General features: G+C 44.5%; 15 protein-coding genes. 13 read left to right on the plus strand and 2 right to left on the minus strand.

The features are described 5' to 3' along the window. Window positions 1-68: 68 nt before the first annotated feature. From R7035_RS01965 to rplY, 3 genes are all read left to right on the plus strand, one after another. The gene (locus R7035_RS01965; protein WP_005378073.1) at window positions 69-728 is read left to right on the plus strand and encodes a response regulator transcription factor; all 660 of its coding nucleotides are present in this window, start codon (window positions 69-71) and stop codon (window positions 726-728) included. Next, window positions 718-2067, plus strand: a complete 1350-nt coding sequence (locus tag R7035_RS01970) for an ATP-binding protein (protein WP_005378071.1) — start codon at window positions 718-720, stop codon at window positions 2065-2067. Before R7035_RS01965 ends, R7035_RS01970 begins: the two co-directional genes overlap by 11 nt. A gap of 284 nt (window positions 2068-2351) precedes the next feature. Next, window positions 2352-2630 carry a 50S ribosomal protein L25 gene (gene rplY / locus R7035_RS01975; RefSeq protein ID WP_005378066.1) on the plus strand — a complete coding sequence of 93 codons (279 nt, stop codon included), beginning with the start codon at window positions 2352-2354 and terminating at the stop codon, window positions 2628-2630. 147 nt (window positions 2631-2777) lie between these two features. Here the strand turns inward: rplY and R7035_RS01980 are convergent, their stop codons facing one another. Beyond that, window positions 2778-3299: a GNAT family N-acetyltransferase gene (locus R7035_RS01980; protein ID WP_132936577.1), complete on the minus strand. Its 522-nt coding sequence runs from the start codon at window positions 3297-3299 to the stop codon at window positions 2778-2780. Between the two features lie 751 nt (window positions 3300-4050). Here R7035_RS01980 and ushA point away from each other — a divergent pair. Both ushA and R7035_RS01990 read left to right on the plus strand, forming a co-directional pair. Then, window positions 4051-5739, plus strand: a complete 1689-nt coding sequence (gene ushA / locus R7035_RS01985; protein ID WP_017634888.1) for a bifunctional UDP-sugar hydrolase/5'-nucleotidase UshA — start codon at window positions 4051-4053, stop codon at window positions 5737-5739. A gap of 415 nt (window positions 5740-6154) precedes the next feature. Next, the gene (locus tag R7035_RS01990) at window positions 6155-6376 is read left to right on the plus strand and encodes a hypothetical protein (RefSeq protein ID WP_005386686.1); all 222 of its coding nucleotides are present in this window, start codon (window positions 6155-6157) and stop codon (window positions 6374-6376) included. Window positions 6377-6511: 135 nt separating this feature from the next. Here R7035_RS01990 and R7035_RS01995 read toward each other — a convergent pair whose 3' ends face one another. Continuing rightward, a complete protein-coding gene (locus R7035_RS01995; protein ID WP_005378062.1) occupies window positions 6512-6760 on the minus strand; it encodes a DUF1289 domain-containing protein in 249 nt (82 codons plus the stop codon). A 184-nt stretch (window positions 6761-6944) separates the two neighbouring features. On the opposite strand from R7035_RS01995, the gene R7035_RS02000 reads away from it, so the two are divergent. The 8 genes from R7035_RS02000 to hcp all read left to right on the plus strand — a co-directional run bounded on the left by R7035_RS02000 (window position 6945) and on the right by hcp (window position 16093). After that, window positions 6945-7400 carry an META domain-containing protein gene (locus R7035_RS02000; protein ID WP_318145943.1) on the plus strand — a complete coding sequence of 152 codons (456 nt, stop codon included), beginning with the start codon at window positions 6945-6947 and terminating at the stop codon, window positions 7398-7400. A gap of 425 nt (window positions 7401-7825) precedes the next feature. Then, on the plus strand, window positions 7826-8986 hold the full coding sequence (locus tag R7035_RS02005; protein WP_064353819.1) for an ABC transporter substrate-binding protein: 1161 nt from the start codon (window positions 7826-7828) through the stop codon (window positions 8984-8986). Between the two features lie 9 nt (window positions 8987-8995). Next, window positions 8996-10705, plus strand: coding sequence for an ABC transporter permease (locus tag R7035_RS02010; protein ID WP_213907842.1), 1710 nt, complete (start codon window positions 8996-8998; stop codon window positions 10703-10705). Continuing rightward, complete coding sequence (locus R7035_RS02015; protein ID WP_065274385.1) at window positions 10671-11318, plus strand: ATP-binding cassette domain-containing protein; 648 nt, start codon at window positions 10671-10673, stop codon at window positions 11316-11318. The genes R7035_RS02010 and R7035_RS02015 overlap by 35 nt, the downstream gene beginning before the upstream one ends. Continuing rightward, complete coding sequence (locus tag R7035_RS02020) at window positions 11311-11922, plus strand: CDP-alcohol phosphatidyltransferase family protein (protein WP_042522015.1); 612 nt, start codon at window positions 11311-11313, stop codon at window positions 11920-11922. The genes R7035_RS02015 and R7035_RS02020 overlap by 8 nt, the downstream gene beginning before the upstream one ends. Window positions 11923-12045: 123 nt before the next feature. Beyond that, a complete protein-coding gene (locus R7035_RS02025; protein ID WP_005386695.1) occupies window positions 12046-12525 on the plus strand; it encodes a glycine zipper 2TM domain-containing protein in 480 nt (159 codons plus the stop codon). Window positions 12526-12727: 202 nt separating this feature from the next. Beyond that, window positions 12728-14257, plus strand: a complete 1530-nt coding sequence (gene norR / locus R7035_RS02030; RefSeq protein WP_318145944.1) for a nitric oxide reductase transcriptional regulator NorR — start codon at window positions 12728-12730, stop codon at window positions 14255-14257. 174 nt (window positions 14258-14431) lie between these two features. Beyond that, window positions 14432-16093 (plus strand): hydroxylamine reductase, encoded by a 1662-nt coding sequence (hcp, locus tag R7035_RS02035; protein WP_256901054.1) that lies wholly within the window; start codon window positions 14432-14434, stop codon window positions 16091-16093. Window positions 16094-16154 lie beyond the last annotated feature (61 nt).

The raw sequence follows: 16154 nt of genomic DNA on the forward strand, positions 1-16154 counted from the left end.
AATGCGTAATCCAGACGCGATGCGTAGCTTACTTCGATAAAAATCCAAACATAATAAGAATCATCAATATGAAAATACTTGTTGTTGAAGATGATCCTCGTTTAGGCGAGCAAATCATCGAAACATTAGAAAGTACCGGCTGGGTACCAGAATTGTCCCAAGATGGCATAGACGCTCTGTATCGCGCGACTTCGGAAGAATGGGACGCCATTGTTCTTGACCTCGGCTTGCCAAAACTGGATGGTCTTACCGTCCTAAAAGGCATCAGAGATGAAAACATTAATACTCCTGTCGTGATTCTAAGCGCTCGCGACACCCTAACGCAGCGAGTTGAAGGCTTAAACGCAGGTGCAGACGATTACCTAACTAAACCATTTGAAATGGTTGAGCTTATCGCTCGTATTCGTGCACAGCTTCGAAGAGCCTCTGGTAATGCCTCTCCTGTGATGCAAATTGGCGACTTGAGCTTGGATACACGCACTTCTAAAGTCATGTGGCAAGGTCAAGCGGTAAGCTTGACGGCGCTAGAGTATAAAGTGGTCGCTTACTTTATGCATAACCCGGAAAAAGTGATTTCTCGAACCGAACTAGTCGAGCACATTTACAAACAAGACTTTGATCGTGACTCCAACACAATCGAAGTTTTTATCGGCCGAATTCGCAAAAAAATCGCACCAAAGATCATCAAAACTGTCCGAGGGTTAGGATACCAATTAAATGCCGAATAGAAACAGGCTACCGTTGAACGCAATAAAACGACTGAGTATCAAAAGTCGCCTCGTTTTAGCGGCGATCGTTTGGTTAACGGCAATGATCCTCGCCGCTGGTGTGACGATACCGACGCAGGTCTACAACTATATGGTTGATGACACTCGCTCACAGCTCAGCATTTTTATGGATGAAGTCGCAGCACAGTTAGAAGTCGATAACACCGGGCATCTTTCACTCGCAGCTCAGCTATCAGACCCTCGATTTAACCGACCTTACAGTGGTTTGTATTGGAGTGCCTCTACAGAGGCAAGCCTCGAACGTTCTCGTTCGTTGTGGGACAAAAAAATCGAATACAAAGGTTTGGATAAAGATGCGTATGGAGCAAGAGGCGAAAAACTAATTACGCTAGAAAAAGCACTGTATCTTCCTGATTACGATGGTCCTATTCACATTATTATTGGTATTGACGAAGAGCCCATTAAAAATACCCTTCAAACGTTAATCGGCCAACTTTGGCTTATTTTGGGTTTATTATTCGCGGGCGTACTTACCGTCATTTTACTGCAAATTGCTTGGTCATTGAGTCCGCTTACAAAGCTACAAAAAGAATTAGCCGAGCTGAAGTCTGGTAATAAAAAGAGTCTAGAAGAAACCTACCCAAAAGAGATTTCTCCTCTAATCTTCGACCTCAACGCTCTGCTGTTCCATTACCAAGAATTACTAGAGAGAGCTCGCAATCATGCAGGTAACCTATCTCATGCACTTAAAACGCCACTTTCTGTTCTAAAAAATGAAGTTCAGACGTTAGAACCTGAGGCACAATCCCGTCTACGAGCTCCAATCAATCAAATACAAGACCATATCGATTACCATTTGGGTCGTGCCCGTATGGCCGGATCGATGAACATATTATCAGTGAAGTCGAACCCAGCAGATCGTGTGGATGCTATCTCAATGGCGTTTGATAAAGTGTATGCGAGCCGAAGCATTACCTTAATTAATGAACTTGATTCAGAGCTGAATGTAGCAGTAGAGCAGACCGATCTCGATGAAATGCTAGGTAACTTGCTAGAAAATGGCTATAAGTGGGCCAACAGCATGATTCGTGTGCACTCCTCTCAGGATAAGGAAAATATACACATCATTATTGAAGATGATGGGCCAGGCATCCCTAAAGAGAAACTGAGTCAAGTAATCAAGAGAGGAGTTAGATTGGATGAAACAACCCCTGGCTCAGGTCTTGGTCTAAACATAGTCAGTGAAATGGCACACAGTTACCGAGGTCAATTAACATTGGATACAAGCGCTTTAGGTGGATTAAAAGCATCTTTAGTCTTACATCTCAGCCGAACATAAAGCATATAACACATAAACTTTGTTTTTCGGACCATGATCAGTAAACCGATGAAAATGAAGTCGATGTGAACAAAATCCAAGCAAAGCGTTAAAAGGGATAGCCTTCCACCCCGCTAAATCATACCTTTTTGTTGATTTGGATACGATTTGGGTTGCCCATTTATAAGTGGAATGATAGTATCCGCGCTCGCTTGAACAGTTCCTGTTTCAAGCTTTACCACGAACAACAAGGTCGCATTGTTGATTGTGAACATTTGATTTTTACTAATTTGAGAGTAAATACTATGAAATTCGAAGCAGTAGTACGTACTGAACTAGGTAAAGGTGCGAGCCGCCGCCTACGTCACGCTGGCAAATTCCCTGCAGTTGTATACGGCGGTGAAGAAGCAGCAGTAGCTATCGTTCTTAACCACGACGACATCGTAAACCAAATGGACAAGCCTGAATTCTACGAAGGCATCGTTCTAGTTATCGATGGCAAAGAAGTTAAAGTTAAGCCACAAGACGTTCAACGTCACGCGTTCAAGCCAAAAGTTGAACACATGGACTTCATCCGTATCTAATTCCCTACCAAGGAATTAATCGGATTAAATCCAAACCTTTTGCATAAAAGATAATCGGACTTACCAACCGAGACATCTAAAAAATTTCAAAACCCCGGAGTCTTACCACCTCCGGGGTTTTACTATATTTGGCATATAGCATTTGATTTATGAGCGGGTAATATACTTCACTAAAGTGAGATCGGTCAGCGTCATACTCTCAATCACTTCCGACTCTTCCTCTCCAGTACGCACAAAACCACACTTCTTGTAAAAGTTAAGCCCCTGTTGATTAGTATCCAGTGCTTTCAAACTGATCTGCATAACTGACGTAGAGAGCAAACGTGTCTCTAACTCATCTAACAGTGCACTTCCTGCTCCTTGCCCATAATCATAATGTAGCGGCGTAACGTAGCAACATGTCACTAATGCCGTTTTATCTTCGCTGGTGTGGTTAGGTAACTCGTAACTTAAAAAGCCAACAATTTCTCCTTGCCTCTCAACTACGATCAATTGGGCCAGTTGCTCCGTCATCACTCGTGCCCACATCCTTTCTCGACGCTCAATCGTAAACTGCTCTATGTAGCTCTTTGGCATTAATCCTTTATACGCCACCTGCCAAGAATCAACGTGTATCTTGGCGATTTGGGCTGCTTCCTTTTTGAGTGCGTCCCTTACTGTGTATCTCATAAGCATCCTTTATTAGCGTTCACCACTTACAAATTCTTTTAACCCTACCCTTTAAACCAAAGCTCAAAGATAACGGCTACAGTCGCAACGCTTTACATTAATCTATTTCATTTTCATTAATTAAATGATAGTTCACATCATAATATTCGAAGAAGAACGATCCATTATTTACTTTTCATTTTGACTCATTAGGTTGAATCTATTTGTTTAAACACTCGAGTGTCAAATGCGGAATAAGCACGATAAGGTATCGGATGAGGATAAATAAACGATGCCTAAAGCATAAGGTTTCTAAACGATCGCAATTATAGTAAAGAGATAAATACAATTTTTGATAGAGTTTGGCAGAATAAAGCCATGATCAAATGAGTTTAAGCTCTGTGCTGTTCATTATGCATACAAACCGAACCCCTCATCATTAGAGCGAAAATTTATAACGATTTGTGTCATACCTATTAGGAAAAACATAAACTTGGCAAAATAATCACCAAAATCAGCGTAATACTTCGCAAAAATGCGCATTGATTCACACAAACAACACACATTCAATTAACTACCTCACAAAAAATAGAGCTAGCGATACAAAATAAATACTAAATACCAATTCTGTTTATTTATAGACGTAGTTTGCAGGCTTATTAATTCATTTCTCCGATAGAAGTATAAATAAGAGATAGATCACTAAAGTTTCACATTAATTCCGTATATTTCACGCCGTAACAATAACAAAATCACAAAGAAAGGATCCCTTATGAAGTTTTCCAAATCTCTTTTGGTAGTGGCAGTAGGCGCTGCGCTAGCAGGATGCGGCTCAGACAGCGACAATTCTCCAGTAACCTGCGAGACTGCAGATTCTTGTACTAAGTTCACCGTTCTCCACACTAACGATAACCATGGTCGCTTTTGGCATAACAGCGACGGCGAATACGGCATGGCTGCGCGTCACACTTTAATCGAATCTATCCGCGCAGAAGTCGAAGCAAAAGGCGGTGAAACCATTCTGCTATCTGGCGGTGATATTAATACCGGCGTACCAGAATCAGACATGCAAGATGCGGTTCCAGACTTCGTAGGGATGAACCTACTTGGTTACGATGCAATGGCTGTCGGTAACCACGAATTTGATAACTCACTAGATATTCTCGATATGCAAGCCGAGCTAGCTGACTTCCCTATGCTGGCTGCGAATATCTATAAAAAAGATACAAACGAGCGTTACTTCGACCCTTACAAAGTATTTACTATCAACGGCCTTAAGATCGCTGTTATTGGTCTAACAACGCAAGACACTGCGAAGCTAGTCAATCCAGACAACGTATCAAACATCCACTTCGAAGACCCTCAAGTAGAAATCAAAAAGGTACTGAAAGAAATCGAAGAGAACGAAAAGGTAGACCTAGTATTTGCAACGACGCACATGGGTCACTACGAAGATGGCAAAAACGGTAGTGAAGCACCAGGTGACGTTAAACTCGCTCGCTCTCTTGAAGAAGGACAGCTAAACGCTATCATCGGTGGTCACTCACAAAACCCTGTATGTATGGAACCAGGTACCAATGAGTATGCTGATTTCAAACCTGGGGATGATTGTGCCCCAGACCAACAAAAAGGCACTTGGATTATGCAAGCGCATGAGTGGGGTAAATATGTGGGTCGTGCAGACTTCGAATACTACGACGGCAAGCTTCACTTAGCGAATTACGCACTGATTCCTGTAAACCTTCTAGACGAAAACGATGAAGTTATCGGTGAACGAATTCAACAAGATGCAACGGTAAAAGCGTTACTACTGCCATACCAACAACAAGGTCAAGAGTTATTAGATGAGAAGATTTCTAATACGACGGGTAAGTTAGAAGGTGATCGTAACGTAGTTCGCTCTCAACAAACTAACCTAGGTCACCTACTCGGCGAGGCATACCGTACTTACAAAACGGTAAATGCTGACTTTGGTGTGATGAACTCTGGCGGCGTGCGTGATTCAATCCAAGATGGTGATATCACTTACCGTGACGTACTAACGGTTCAGCCATTTGGTAACTTCGTGACTAAAGCAACTATGACAGGTAAAGAAGTTAAAGAATACTTAGATGTGGTTGCGACGAAATCTGCAGGCTCTGGTGCTTACGCTCAACTAGATAACATCACTTTAGATGTAAATTGTGATGCTGGCTCAGTAACCATTACCGATATTAACAATAAAGGCTTCGATCTAGACGCAACGTACACATTCTCTGTAATCAGCTTCAGTGCTGCTGGTGGCGATAACTATCCAATCATCGATGTTCAATCTACACAGCTAACCGATGCATACGTTTTGCGCGAGTTCTTCGTAAACAACCCACAAATCTCTGCGGATAACTACAACAAGAACTTAGAGAACATCAAGTACTTCAGTAATGGCCAACCAGTAAAAGGCTGTCCTGCATCTGGTAGCTAATACTCAACACCTTACCCCTGGCACTAAGAGCTTTTACAAGCAATTTCGTCAGGGCTTTCCTCAAAACCGAAGCTTTGTGCTTCGGTTTTTTATTTTCGATAAATTACTGAAAACTCTCCACCTTCACAATATGTTCAAAAATTGTTCATTTGTGTTATTGACGCCCCTGTGTTGGGCTTCTATGTTTGATAAGGTCTTTTAAATATGCAGGTTCATCGGCTAAATTTCGCGAAACATTTTTAATCGCTTAGTCAATGATTCTGAGAAAGATGTGAATGGCGTTACAAACACTGCTCTCAAACAATTTGTCTTTGGACTTCAAACGATGGTGATGTGCCTCCACGCGCACACTAATGAGCAGCGATCTGGACGTCAATGTGTTCAAACTGCTGCCATCGAGTTCTGGAGGTCAAAAATGAAACGAGCCAGCAATAGCTACAGACTCCAAATGATCAAAGAAGTAGTTACCCGTAGAGAGCGTGAAGCTTGTACGGATCCTATGGCGAGATACATTCATCAACTCATGGATGAACGCCCAACAAGTAAATTAGATGTTGAATTCAATCATCGATTTTCAGGAAATCACTTCGACGAACAAGCGGGAGGCTGGGTTAGCGACCGTTGGTCGATGAAATAACGCCAATTACCGCTTTATAGGGAAAATGGATAGGAGATTCCCGGTTCTTAAAGGACACCTTGCCGGACCGGGAATATGTAAAAGCCTAATCAGAACCGAAAGCGAAGGCGTAACCCCACAGACTGAACAAGAGTTCTAGAATAAGTCTTGTTGAGGCGATGACTCATCTTGAAGCTGTTCTGGCTTCGTCTTCCCTGCCAACATCTTTCTTCTGTACCTTTGACGACACAACTTAATAACGTGCAACTGCTGAGCGGGGGTTAAGTTAAGCCAATTAAACCTTTCCTCTCTCTTTCTCATACACCCCTTGCAATACCCTTTTTCATCGGAGGTACATACTCCAACACAAGGGCTTGGGACAGTAAAAAACTCCAGTTGCTCCATACTAAAACCGCTCTTTCCATATTAGGGCGTATTGGCCTAGTTTAAATAATGAGAAGATTAGTCAGCAACAAAACTTGCTATATACTTCGTTATGTCAAAAACATACGAAACCATAACCTTATGCTGACAAAAACAGTGTTTTATTACTTATACTTACCGCGTTTATAAAAACGGAGTCTATAAAATGAAGCTTAGCCTAAAAACGTTAGTTACAGCAATCTCTCTCCCTGTTCTTATGACTGCTTGTGCTAGCAACGGTGATGATGTGAAAGAAATAACGGCTCAAGATTTGCAGCACCACAACTGGGAACTTGTTCAAGTTGATGGCAAAAATATCGTTCTAGACGAACACCAAAAAGCGGCTCGCCTAGAAATTGGTGAAAATCTAACCGCAAACGGCAACGCAGGTTGCAACAACTTCTTCGGTCAAGCCGAGCTGAAAAACAACCAACTACGCATCGAAAAAATGGGCATGACCATGAAGATGTGTATGGAAGATCAAATGAAGATCGAAAACGCAATGACACAAACACTATCTAACTGGAGCGATATCACGCTAACTAAAGATGGTCTTGTTCTGAAAAGTGCCGATCACGAATTGACGTTTACACTACGTGACTGGGTAAACAATCCCAACTAAGTAAACCAGATAGTATTTTGAAAGCAGCCAGACGGCTGCTTTTTTTATGTCCACGAGTCATTGGTCGTGCATGCCAAAGTCATTTAAGTGACAAACTTTCTTTCTCTTTTGCCCTCAATTCCATGCTTTAAACATCAATTTTGCTCTGTAAAACAACCTATTCATATCTCTGGGGACAATAATTTTCAATTACTTGAAAGAATATCCTCAAACAAACGGTCCGCTCCTAAAATGACACCAAATTTGTCCTTTCTTCGTTTTGCTTCACATTGAGAGTAATTCTTTGAATCAATGAGTGATTCCGTTTGGGATTGGCATTGATAATAGAGAGAGATGAATTACTATCCTTGTAACAGAGCGGAACGACTTGCGAAAACGTCAATAGAAACGAAAGCAAGAACCAAAAGACATAACACGGAATAGATATGAAAAAGCTACTCAGCAGCATTGGCATTTTAGCCACGACTTTTGCGACACCTTCTTTTGCCGATTCATCAGTGAATAGCGAATGGCAAAAAATCGAACATCAAGCCGACGGGCAATCCGTCTACTTTCATGCTTGGGGCGGAAGCCAAGAAATTAATCGCTACATACAGTGGGCGAGTAGAGAGCTAAAATCACGTTATAACGTGACGCTAAACCACGTTAAAGTAACTGATATTTCTGAGACCACTACTCGACTTATCGCAGAAAAAGCGGCAGGCAAAAACAGCGGTGGCAGTGTTGATATGGTTTGGATCAATGGCGAAAACTTCAAATCAATGAAGGATAACCAATTGCTATTTGGTCCTTTTGTCGAAGGTTTGCCAAGCTGGCAATATGTGGATAAATCTCTACCAATTGATGTGGACTTCTCCGAGCCAACAGAAGGTCTAGAAGCACCTTGGGGAGTAGGACAATTAGTGTTTATCCATGACGAGCAAACCCTCCATAACCCTCCAAAATCATTCGCAGAAATGCTGAGCTATGCAAAAGCGTTCCCGAATCGCCTGACTTACCCTCGACCACCAGAGTTTCATGGCACAAGCTTTATCAAAGCATTACTCATTGAACTGTCTAACAACGCCCCTGAGCTGCAACAACCAGTTACCGATAACACGTTTGAGCAAGTCACTCAACCGCTGTGGTCTTATCTAGATGAGTTCCATAAAGTCGCTTGGCGCGGTGGTAAGCAGTTTCCAGGTGGTACAGCAGAAACCCTTCAGCTACTAGATGATGGTCAGACTGACCTGGCGATTACCTTTAACCCGAACGCGGTTTTCTCTGCGCAGTCGAGCGGTAATCTTGCAGAGAGCACCAAAGCGTACGCAATGGACGCAGGAGCACTCTCAAATATCCACTTTTTAGCGATTCCTTGGAACGCAAATGCCAGTGCTGGTGCACAAGTTGCGATAAACTTTTTATTGAGCCCTGAAGCACAGTCTCGCAAAGGTAACCTAAACATCTGGGGCGACCCTTCGGTACTAAGCAACCAATACCTAACTGGTTCGGCCAAAAACACTCAACAATTCAAATCTATCGCTGAGCCACATCCAAGTTGGCAAGCGGCGTTAGAAAAAGAATGGTTGAAACGCTACGGGAATTAGTAAGAATCCATGTTAAGAGCGCTGTATTTAGTCATTATCGCAGTTTGTATTTTGCCTACCATTCCGGGACTACTTGGAGTGGTGGTCTCTGCGCTCGGTTATGTGCCTCCTATCGGCTTGCACCACTTTTCTTTAGATGGCTTTAACGCTGTTTTTGATTGGGAGGGTGTTTGGACATCCATCGGGCTTACTTTCTACTCTGCCATTTTCAGTAGCTACTTGGCTTGCTTGATCACATTTGCGATTTTGCAAGCCTCTTGGGGCAGTAAGTTTTGGCGAAAAATTGAAGTAAGCCTCTCGCCACTTCTTGCCATGCCGCACGTAGCGTTTGCGATTGGCTTTGCGTTCTTGTTTGCCCCAACTGGTATGGGCGTTAGGGTTCTCAACCAACTGTTTGGTTACGACCCGAATGCACAAACGGTGAATGACTTAGCATTGCTGATTAAAGATCCGCACGCACTCGGTTTGATCATCATGCTTGCGATTAAAGAAGTGCCGTTTTTATTGTTGATGAGTATTCCAATTCTTCAGCAATTGAAAGTCGATAAGATTGAAAAAGTCAGTCATTCGATGGGCTACAGTTCGGCGCAAGCGTGGTGGAAATGCGTGTTCCCACAGTGGATAGCAAAACTGCGCTTTCCAATGCTGGCGGTATTGGCTTACAGTTTGTCCGTTGTCGATGTCGCCCTGATTATTGGCCCCACCAACCCGCCGACGTTTGCGGTTTTGGTATGGCAATGGTTTAACGATCCAGATTTATCGCTCCTACCAAGAGCGGCCGCTGGCGCAGTAATACTGTTTGCGATCGCAAGCCTTTTGATTGGATTTGCACGCTTAATGGAATGGTGTATTACCAAAGGCTTCAAACGCTGGCAGTACTCTGGTCGAAACGGGTTTCGTTTACCCGGTAAAACCCTATTTTCACTGGTCGCGCTACTTGCACTTCTAATGATTCCACTCATGGTGCTGTGGAGCTTTGCCCAACGTTGGCGCTTTCCAGATTTGCTCCCAAGCCGTTACAGCCTGCGTTTTTGGGAATACGAATGGCACAGTATTCTAGGGACTCTAGAACAAAGTATGTCAATCGCCCTAATCAGCGCGACTGTCGCGCTAGTTCTTGCTTTAATAGCACATGAGTATCGTCTCCGTTATCGCTGGCAGGTGCCCGGTTACATCATCGCCATCCCAATGCTGATTCCTCAGCTATCCGTGCTATTCGGTATGCAAGTAGTGACGCTGTACTTAAACAGTAATGCGTATTTCTTTTGGGTATGTTGGGCGCATATATTCTTTGCGTTCCCATTTATTTACCTCTCGCTAGACGGTCCGTGGCGCAGCTTCGATAACGGCTTAACTCGCGTCGCACTCAGCTTGGGTAAATCACCGATGCAAGCTTGGTTAAAAGTGAAACTGCCAATCCTCCTGCCTGCAATTGCATTCGCGTGGGCTGTCGGTATTAGTGTCAGCCTGGCGCAATACCTACCAACATTGGTGCTAGGGGCTGGGCGCATTAGCACCATCACAACCGAAGCCGTTGCACTATCCAGTGGTTTTGACCGACGTGTCACCGCTATTTACGCCATTTGGCAAGCTCTGCTGCCATTCTTGTTCTTTTCTTTTGCGATACTGCTTAGCCACTTGCACAGGAAGTATCGCCGCTTGTCTATAAAAGGTTTACTACTGAATGAGTCTTTGTCTCGAAAACCTCGCCATCCGTAAAACCAATGGCGACGCGCTTTTTTCAGCGTTCAACATGACCGTAGAAAAAGGTGAAATCGTTACCCTGATGGGGCCTAGCGGTTGTGGTAAATCCACTTTGTTGGATGCCATTGCCGGGCACCTATCCGCCGAGTTCAACTACTCTGGATCCATTACGCTTGATAACGAAAAGTTGGATGCCCTCCCTGCCCATAAGCGTCAGGTCGGTATTCTATTCCAAGAAGATTTGCTCTTCCCTCATTTAACGGTGTGGGAGAACCTTGCCTTCGCGCTACCAAACTCAATCAAAGGTGAAGAGCGTAAAGCTCACGCTATGCAAGCACTGAAGAACATTTCATTGACCAAACTAGCAGAGTCCTTTCCTGACCAAATTTCGGGAGGGCAACGTGCCCGTATCTCATTGACTCGTATGCTGCTAGCAAAGCCAAAAGTTGCGCTACTTGATGAGCCCTATAGCAAGCTGGATAAAGACCTGCGCGTGCAATTTCGCAATTGGGTGGTCGAACAATTGCAGCAAGCGAACATCCCTACTTTGATGGTAACGCACGATGAAGACGATATTCCTGATGGCAGCAGCTGCCTAAACTGGCCGTGGGAGACAAATCATGCTTGATAGCCTGAGTATAAAGCTCATCCGCAAACCGCTGGCACTCAGTGCGAAATATCTCGATAAATGTGGTATCACTGCAAATCAGACGACAGTGTTTGGTTTTGTACTTGGCTGTTTTGCCCTGCCGGCTTTGATCACCGAACAGTACTTGTTGGCGTTGCTGTTTATTTTGCTGAACAGAATCTGTGATGGGTTAGACGGTGCACTGGCGAGGATTCAAGGCATTACCGATGCGGGTGGTTTTCTTGATATCAGCTTAGATTTTTTGTTCTATTCGTTGATTCCTTTTGGCTTTGTGCTTGCCAACCCAGAGCACAATGCCGTTGCAGGCGCATTTTTGATTTTTTCCTTCATCGGCACTGGTAGTAGCTTTTTGGCTTTTGCCATCATGGCAGGAAAACAAGGCATCGATAATCCGGTATATAAAAACAAATCGCTTTACTACATGAGCGGCTTAACCGAAGGTACAGAAACCATTGGCTGCTTGGTTTTATTTTGTTTGCTACCGCAACACTTTGCCGTCATCGCGTATATCTTTGGCGCGGCATGCTGGTTTACTACTTTTACACGTATTTATTCAGGGTTTCATACGCTTAACGATCATTAATACTGCTTAGACAATCGCGTTTCCTTAAGGGACAGGCCGCTAAGCCACTGTTTTATAAAGCACCAAAACGCAGGTTAAATTGGGGTATATACTCTTTGAATGAAGAAACCATTCGGAGGCTATATGAAAAAACAGATCAATTTAGGCATGTTGCTCACCATTACTTGTGCGCTCGTGCTTGGCGGCTGTAGCTCACCTAACCCGTACGGAGATGCATACGGCTCATCCGACACTCGCAAAGTTCAGCAGGTTTACTACGGCACAGTAGAAAAAGTAGAACCCGTAACCATTGATGCCTCTACCCAATCCAATGCCATTGGCACCATCGCTGGTGCTGCCGTGGGCGGGATCTTAGGCTCAAAAGTTGGGGGCGGTTCTGGCTCGGATATCGCTGCCATTGGTGGTGGTCTATTGGGTGGCTATGCAGGCAGCAAAGCGGCTGAAGCAACCGCGAAAAGAAATGGCGTGAATCTGACCATTCGTTTAGAGGACGGAAAGATTATCTCTATTGTTCAAGAAGCAAATCCAAACATGATTTTCCAACCAGGCCAAGCGGTCCAAATCAATGTTTCTGGTAATGACGCCAGAGTCGTTCCTCGTTAATTCGGACGAACCAAACCTTTGGCCTGCTTTAATTCAAACACCTAATCCGCGCAAGCTTACATCACTGGCTTGTTAACTTGCGCGTTTCTTTTCGTATCAAACTTGATCGTCGTCAATGGAACATCAATCTCCCACACCTTTCGATGTTCAAATGACATCAAGTTGCTAGCATGAGCCCATTCCAGATAACTTTGGGCTTGTTATGACTCCGACTATTGACCACGTACTCCTTAATATCGCGCTAAACCTCAGCTCAAATCGCTCTCACGAGCAGCAATATCAAAACCTCATTGATGGGGTCGCGCAAGTATTCCCATGTGATGCGAGCTGCCTGTTTATCTTCGATGAGGATGGGTTTCTAACTCCTGTCGCGGTAAAAGGCTTATCCAGCTCAGTCTTAGGTCGTCGCTATTTCCCCAAGGCGCACCCTCGCTTAGATGCCATTATTCATAGCCGTGAACCGGTGCGTTTCGATGCCGATTGTTCACTGCCGGATCCTTTCGACGGCACACTATTAACTGAAGACCAATGCATTGATGTTCACGATTGCATGGGCTTTAGCTTGTATGTCGAAGGCCAACTTGTTGGCGCACTAACGATGGATGCACTAACGGTGGGCGCGTTTGATGACATTGACCCTGTCGCTATCGAAACCTTTGCGGCTTTGACCGCTGCGACATTGCGTAACATTGCTCAGTTAAAAGCGCTCAAAGCGCAAAACCAGAAGCAAAAAAGCGTCACTCAAACCCTTATCCAACAAGCCCGTTCTCAACATGGCGAAATGGTGGGTTTAAGTCCGCAGATCAACCAGTTACGAAACAACATTGCGACCGTTGCTCAATCAGATTACGCGGTACTTATCACAGGAGAGACCGGTACTGGTAAAGAACTGGTCGCGCACTCGGTGCACGCGCAATCTCATCGTAGCGATAAGCCGATGATTTACGTCAACTGTGCGGCTTTACCAGAAGGTCTGGCTGAGAGTGAACTGTTTGGCCATGTCAAAGGCGCATTTACAGGTGCTAATAGCCACCGTGCCGGTAAGTTTGAACTGGCAGACGGTGGAACGATTTTCCTTGATGAAGTGGGCGAACTACCTTTGATTTTGCAAGCAAAATTGCTGCGCGTAATTCAGCAAGGCGAGCTGCAACGTGTAGGTAGCGATCAGCATTTGATGGTCAATGTGCGCATCATCGCCGCGACCAATCGACAATTAGAAAAAGAGGTCGAAGCTGGCACGTTTCGAGCAGACCTTTTCCACCGTTTGAACGTGTTCCCAATCCAAGTCCCCCCACTGCGTGCCCGTGACGGGGATATTCCCGTTTTAGCAGGATATTTGTTGGAAAAAGTACGCCAACAATTCAATGCACCCAATCTGCACGTTCATCCTAAAGTGTTGACCCAATTGGAATCTTTACCTTGGTACGGAAACGTGCGCGAGCTCGAACATGCTTTAACTCGCGCGGCTTTGCACGTCATTCAACAAGGCGCAAGCACGATCATGCTTAACCATTTCGACACCTCATTGGCTCTCGATGATGTAAAAAACACATCACATTATTTACCCAAAGAAAGCCAACCAATGCGAGAGCTAATAGAAAGCTATCAGCGTGATTTAATTGAACATGCTTTGAGCCAAACTGGTGGCGTTTGGGCAAAAGCAGCGGAGTTTTTGCAAATGGATCGCGGGAACTTATATCGGATGGGTAAAAAACTTGGGATCAATAAATAAACAACCGCAAGAAGCCGATGTAATTAAGACATCATTTGCGTTGTCTTAATTACATCACCTCCTCTATCAAAAACAAACAAAGCCATTAAAAATCAACAAGATAATAATTGGCACGCATTCTGCTCTCTAGTGGTCAACATCACGACTATTAAAACAATCACTGGAGAACCCAATATGTTCTGTATTCAATGTGAACAGACAATTCAAACCCCTGCTGTCAAAGGTTGTTCTTTTGCACAAGGCATGTGTGGCAAAACTTCTGAAGTATCAGACCTACAAGACGTGTTGGTTTACACACTGCAAGGGGTTTCTTTTTGGGCATCAAAAGCACTTGAATTCAACATTATTAACGATGAAGTCAACCAATGGGCACCCAAGGCATTTTTCTCTACATTGACGAACGTTAACTTCGACCCTGAACGCATCCTGGAGTTAACTTCTCAAGCTGCAACGTACAAAGCATTGTTAAAAGAGCAAGTGATGTCTGCAGCAACGCTTGCCGATACCGAAGTCGCTGACATTCCTGCGGTTGCTCACTTTGAGCTACCAGACAGCGCAGAAGCAATCTTAACTTTTGCTCCGCAAGTCGCGGTTAACCGTGGTAAGGACCAAGTACATGAAGATGTTATTGGCCTACGCCTACTTTGCCTATACGGCCTTAAAGGTGCAGCCGCGTACATGGAGCACGCACGCGTTCTTGAGCAAACCAACAACGATATCTATGCCGAATACCATGAAATCATGGCGTGGTTAGGTACTGATCCTGAAGATCTCGGTGAACTACTTGATTGCTCAATGCGCATTGGCCTGATGAACTACAAAGTGATGGAAATGCTCGACCAAGGCGAAACAACGACCTTCGGCCATCCAGAACCAACAACGGTGAACGTCAAGCCAGTAAAAGGTAAATGTATTCTTGTTTCTGGTCATGATTTGCATGACCTAGAAAAAATCCTGCAACAGACCGAAGGCAAAGGCATCAACGTTTACACCAATGGTGAAATGCTGCCTGCACACGGCTACCCAGAGCTGAAGAAATACCCTCATCTCGTCGGTAACTACGGCAGCGCATGGCAAAACCAACAGAAAGAATTCGCAAACTTCCCTGGTGCAATCGTAATGACGTCAAACTGCTTGCTGAATCCAAATGTGGGTCAATACGCAGACCGTCTATTCACCCGTAGCATTGTTGGCTGGCCTGGTGTTGCACATATCGAAGGCGATGATTTCAGCCAAGTGATCGAATGTGCTCTGGCGCAAGACGGTTTCCAACACGATGAAATCGAACACCACATCACGGTTGGTTTTGGTCGCAATGCACTGATGAACGCCGCCCCTGTGGTTATCGACCAAGTGAAGCAAGGCAACATCAAACACTTCTTCCTAGTCGGCGGTTGTGATGGTGATAAAGCGGAACGCAGCTACTACACCGATTTTACGGCTGAAGCGCCAGAAGACACGCTAATCCTGACCTTGGCGTGTGGTAAGTTCCGCTTCAACAAGAATACGTTTGGCGATATCAACGGCATCCCTCGCCTATTGGATGTGGGCCAATGTAACGATGCTTACTCTGCAATCCAGCTTGCACTTGCACTGGCGAAAGAGTTTGACTGTGACATCAATGAACTACCACTCACGCTTGTGCTTTCTTGGTTCGAGCAAAAAGCGATCGTTATCTTGCTAACGCTATTTGCATTGGGCGTGAAAGGCATTTACACAGGCCCTACTGCACCGGCATTCCTAACGCCAAACCTAATCGCCATCATCCAAGAGAAGTTCGATATGCGCAGTATTGGCAATGTTCAGGATGATCTAAAAGCCATCCTAGCAGCTTAATAAACTTGCTTGTTCGCGCCTCCTTACGCGGAGGCGCTCTCTATTTCGAACTAAAAATAGC

Source organism: Vibrio sp. 1731 (assembly GCF_033339955.1).
Lineage (GTDB): Bacteria > Pseudomonadota > Gammaproteobacteria > Enterobacterales > Vibrionaceae > Vibrio > Vibrio alginolyticus.

Excerpts from the sequence above, each read along its gene's own strand:
- R7035_RS01965 (WP_005378073.1), top strand. The coding sequence starts at position 69 with ATGAAAATACTTGTTGTTGAAGATGATCCTCGTTTAGGCGAGCAAATC.
- R7035_RS01970 (WP_005378071.1), top strand. The coding sequence starts at position 718 with ATGCCGAATAGAAACAGGCTACCGTTGAACGCAATAAAACGACTGAGT.
- rplY (WP_005378066.1), top strand. The coding sequence starts at position 2,352 with ATGAAATTCGAAGCAGTAGTACGTACTGAACTAGGTAAAGGTGCGAGC.
- R7035_RS01980 (WP_132936577.1), bottom strand. The coding sequence starts at position 3,299 with ATGAGATACACAGTAAGGGACGCACTCAAAAAGGAAGCAGCCCAAATC.
- ushA (WP_017634888.1), top strand. The coding sequence starts at position 4,051 with ATGAAGTTTTCCAAATCTCTTTTGGTAGTGGCAGTAGGCGCTGCGCTA.
- R7035_RS01990 (WP_005386686.1), top strand. The coding sequence starts at position 6,155 with ATGAAACGAGCCAGCAATAGCTACAGACTCCAAATGATCAAAGAAGTA.
- R7035_RS01995 (WP_005378062.1), bottom strand. The coding sequence starts at position 6,760 with ATGGAGCAACTGGAGTTTTTTACTGTCCCAAGCCCTTGTGTTGGAGTA.
- R7035_RS02000 (WP_318145943.1), top strand. The coding sequence starts at position 6,945 with ATGAAGCTTAGCCTAAAAACGTTAGTTACAGCAATCTCTCTCCCTGTT.
- R7035_RS02005 (WP_064353819.1), top strand. The coding sequence starts at position 7,826 with ATGAAAAAGCTACTCAGCAGCATTGGCATTTTAGCCACGACTTTTGCG.
- R7035_RS02010 (WP_213907842.1), top strand. The coding sequence starts at position 8,996 with ATGTTAAGAGCGCTGTATTTAGTCATTATCGCAGTTTGTATTTTGCCT.
- R7035_RS02015 (WP_065274385.1), top strand. The coding sequence starts at position 10,671 with ATGAGTCTTTGTCTCGAAAACCTCGCCATCCGTAAAACCAATGGCGAC.
- R7035_RS02020 (WP_042522015.1), top strand. The coding sequence starts at position 11,311 with ATGCTTGATAGCCTGAGTATAAAGCTCATCCGCAAACCGCTGGCACTC.
- R7035_RS02025 (WP_005386695.1), top strand. The coding sequence starts at position 12,046 with ATGAAAAAACAGATCAATTTAGGCATGTTGCTCACCATTACTTGTGCG.
- norR (WP_318145944.1), top strand. The coding sequence starts at position 12,728 with ATGACTCCGACTATTGACCACGTACTCCTTAATATCGCGCTAAACCTC.
- hcp (WP_256901054.1), top strand. The coding sequence starts at position 14,432 with ATGTTCTGTATTCAATGTGAACAGACAATTCAAACCCCTGCTGTCAAA.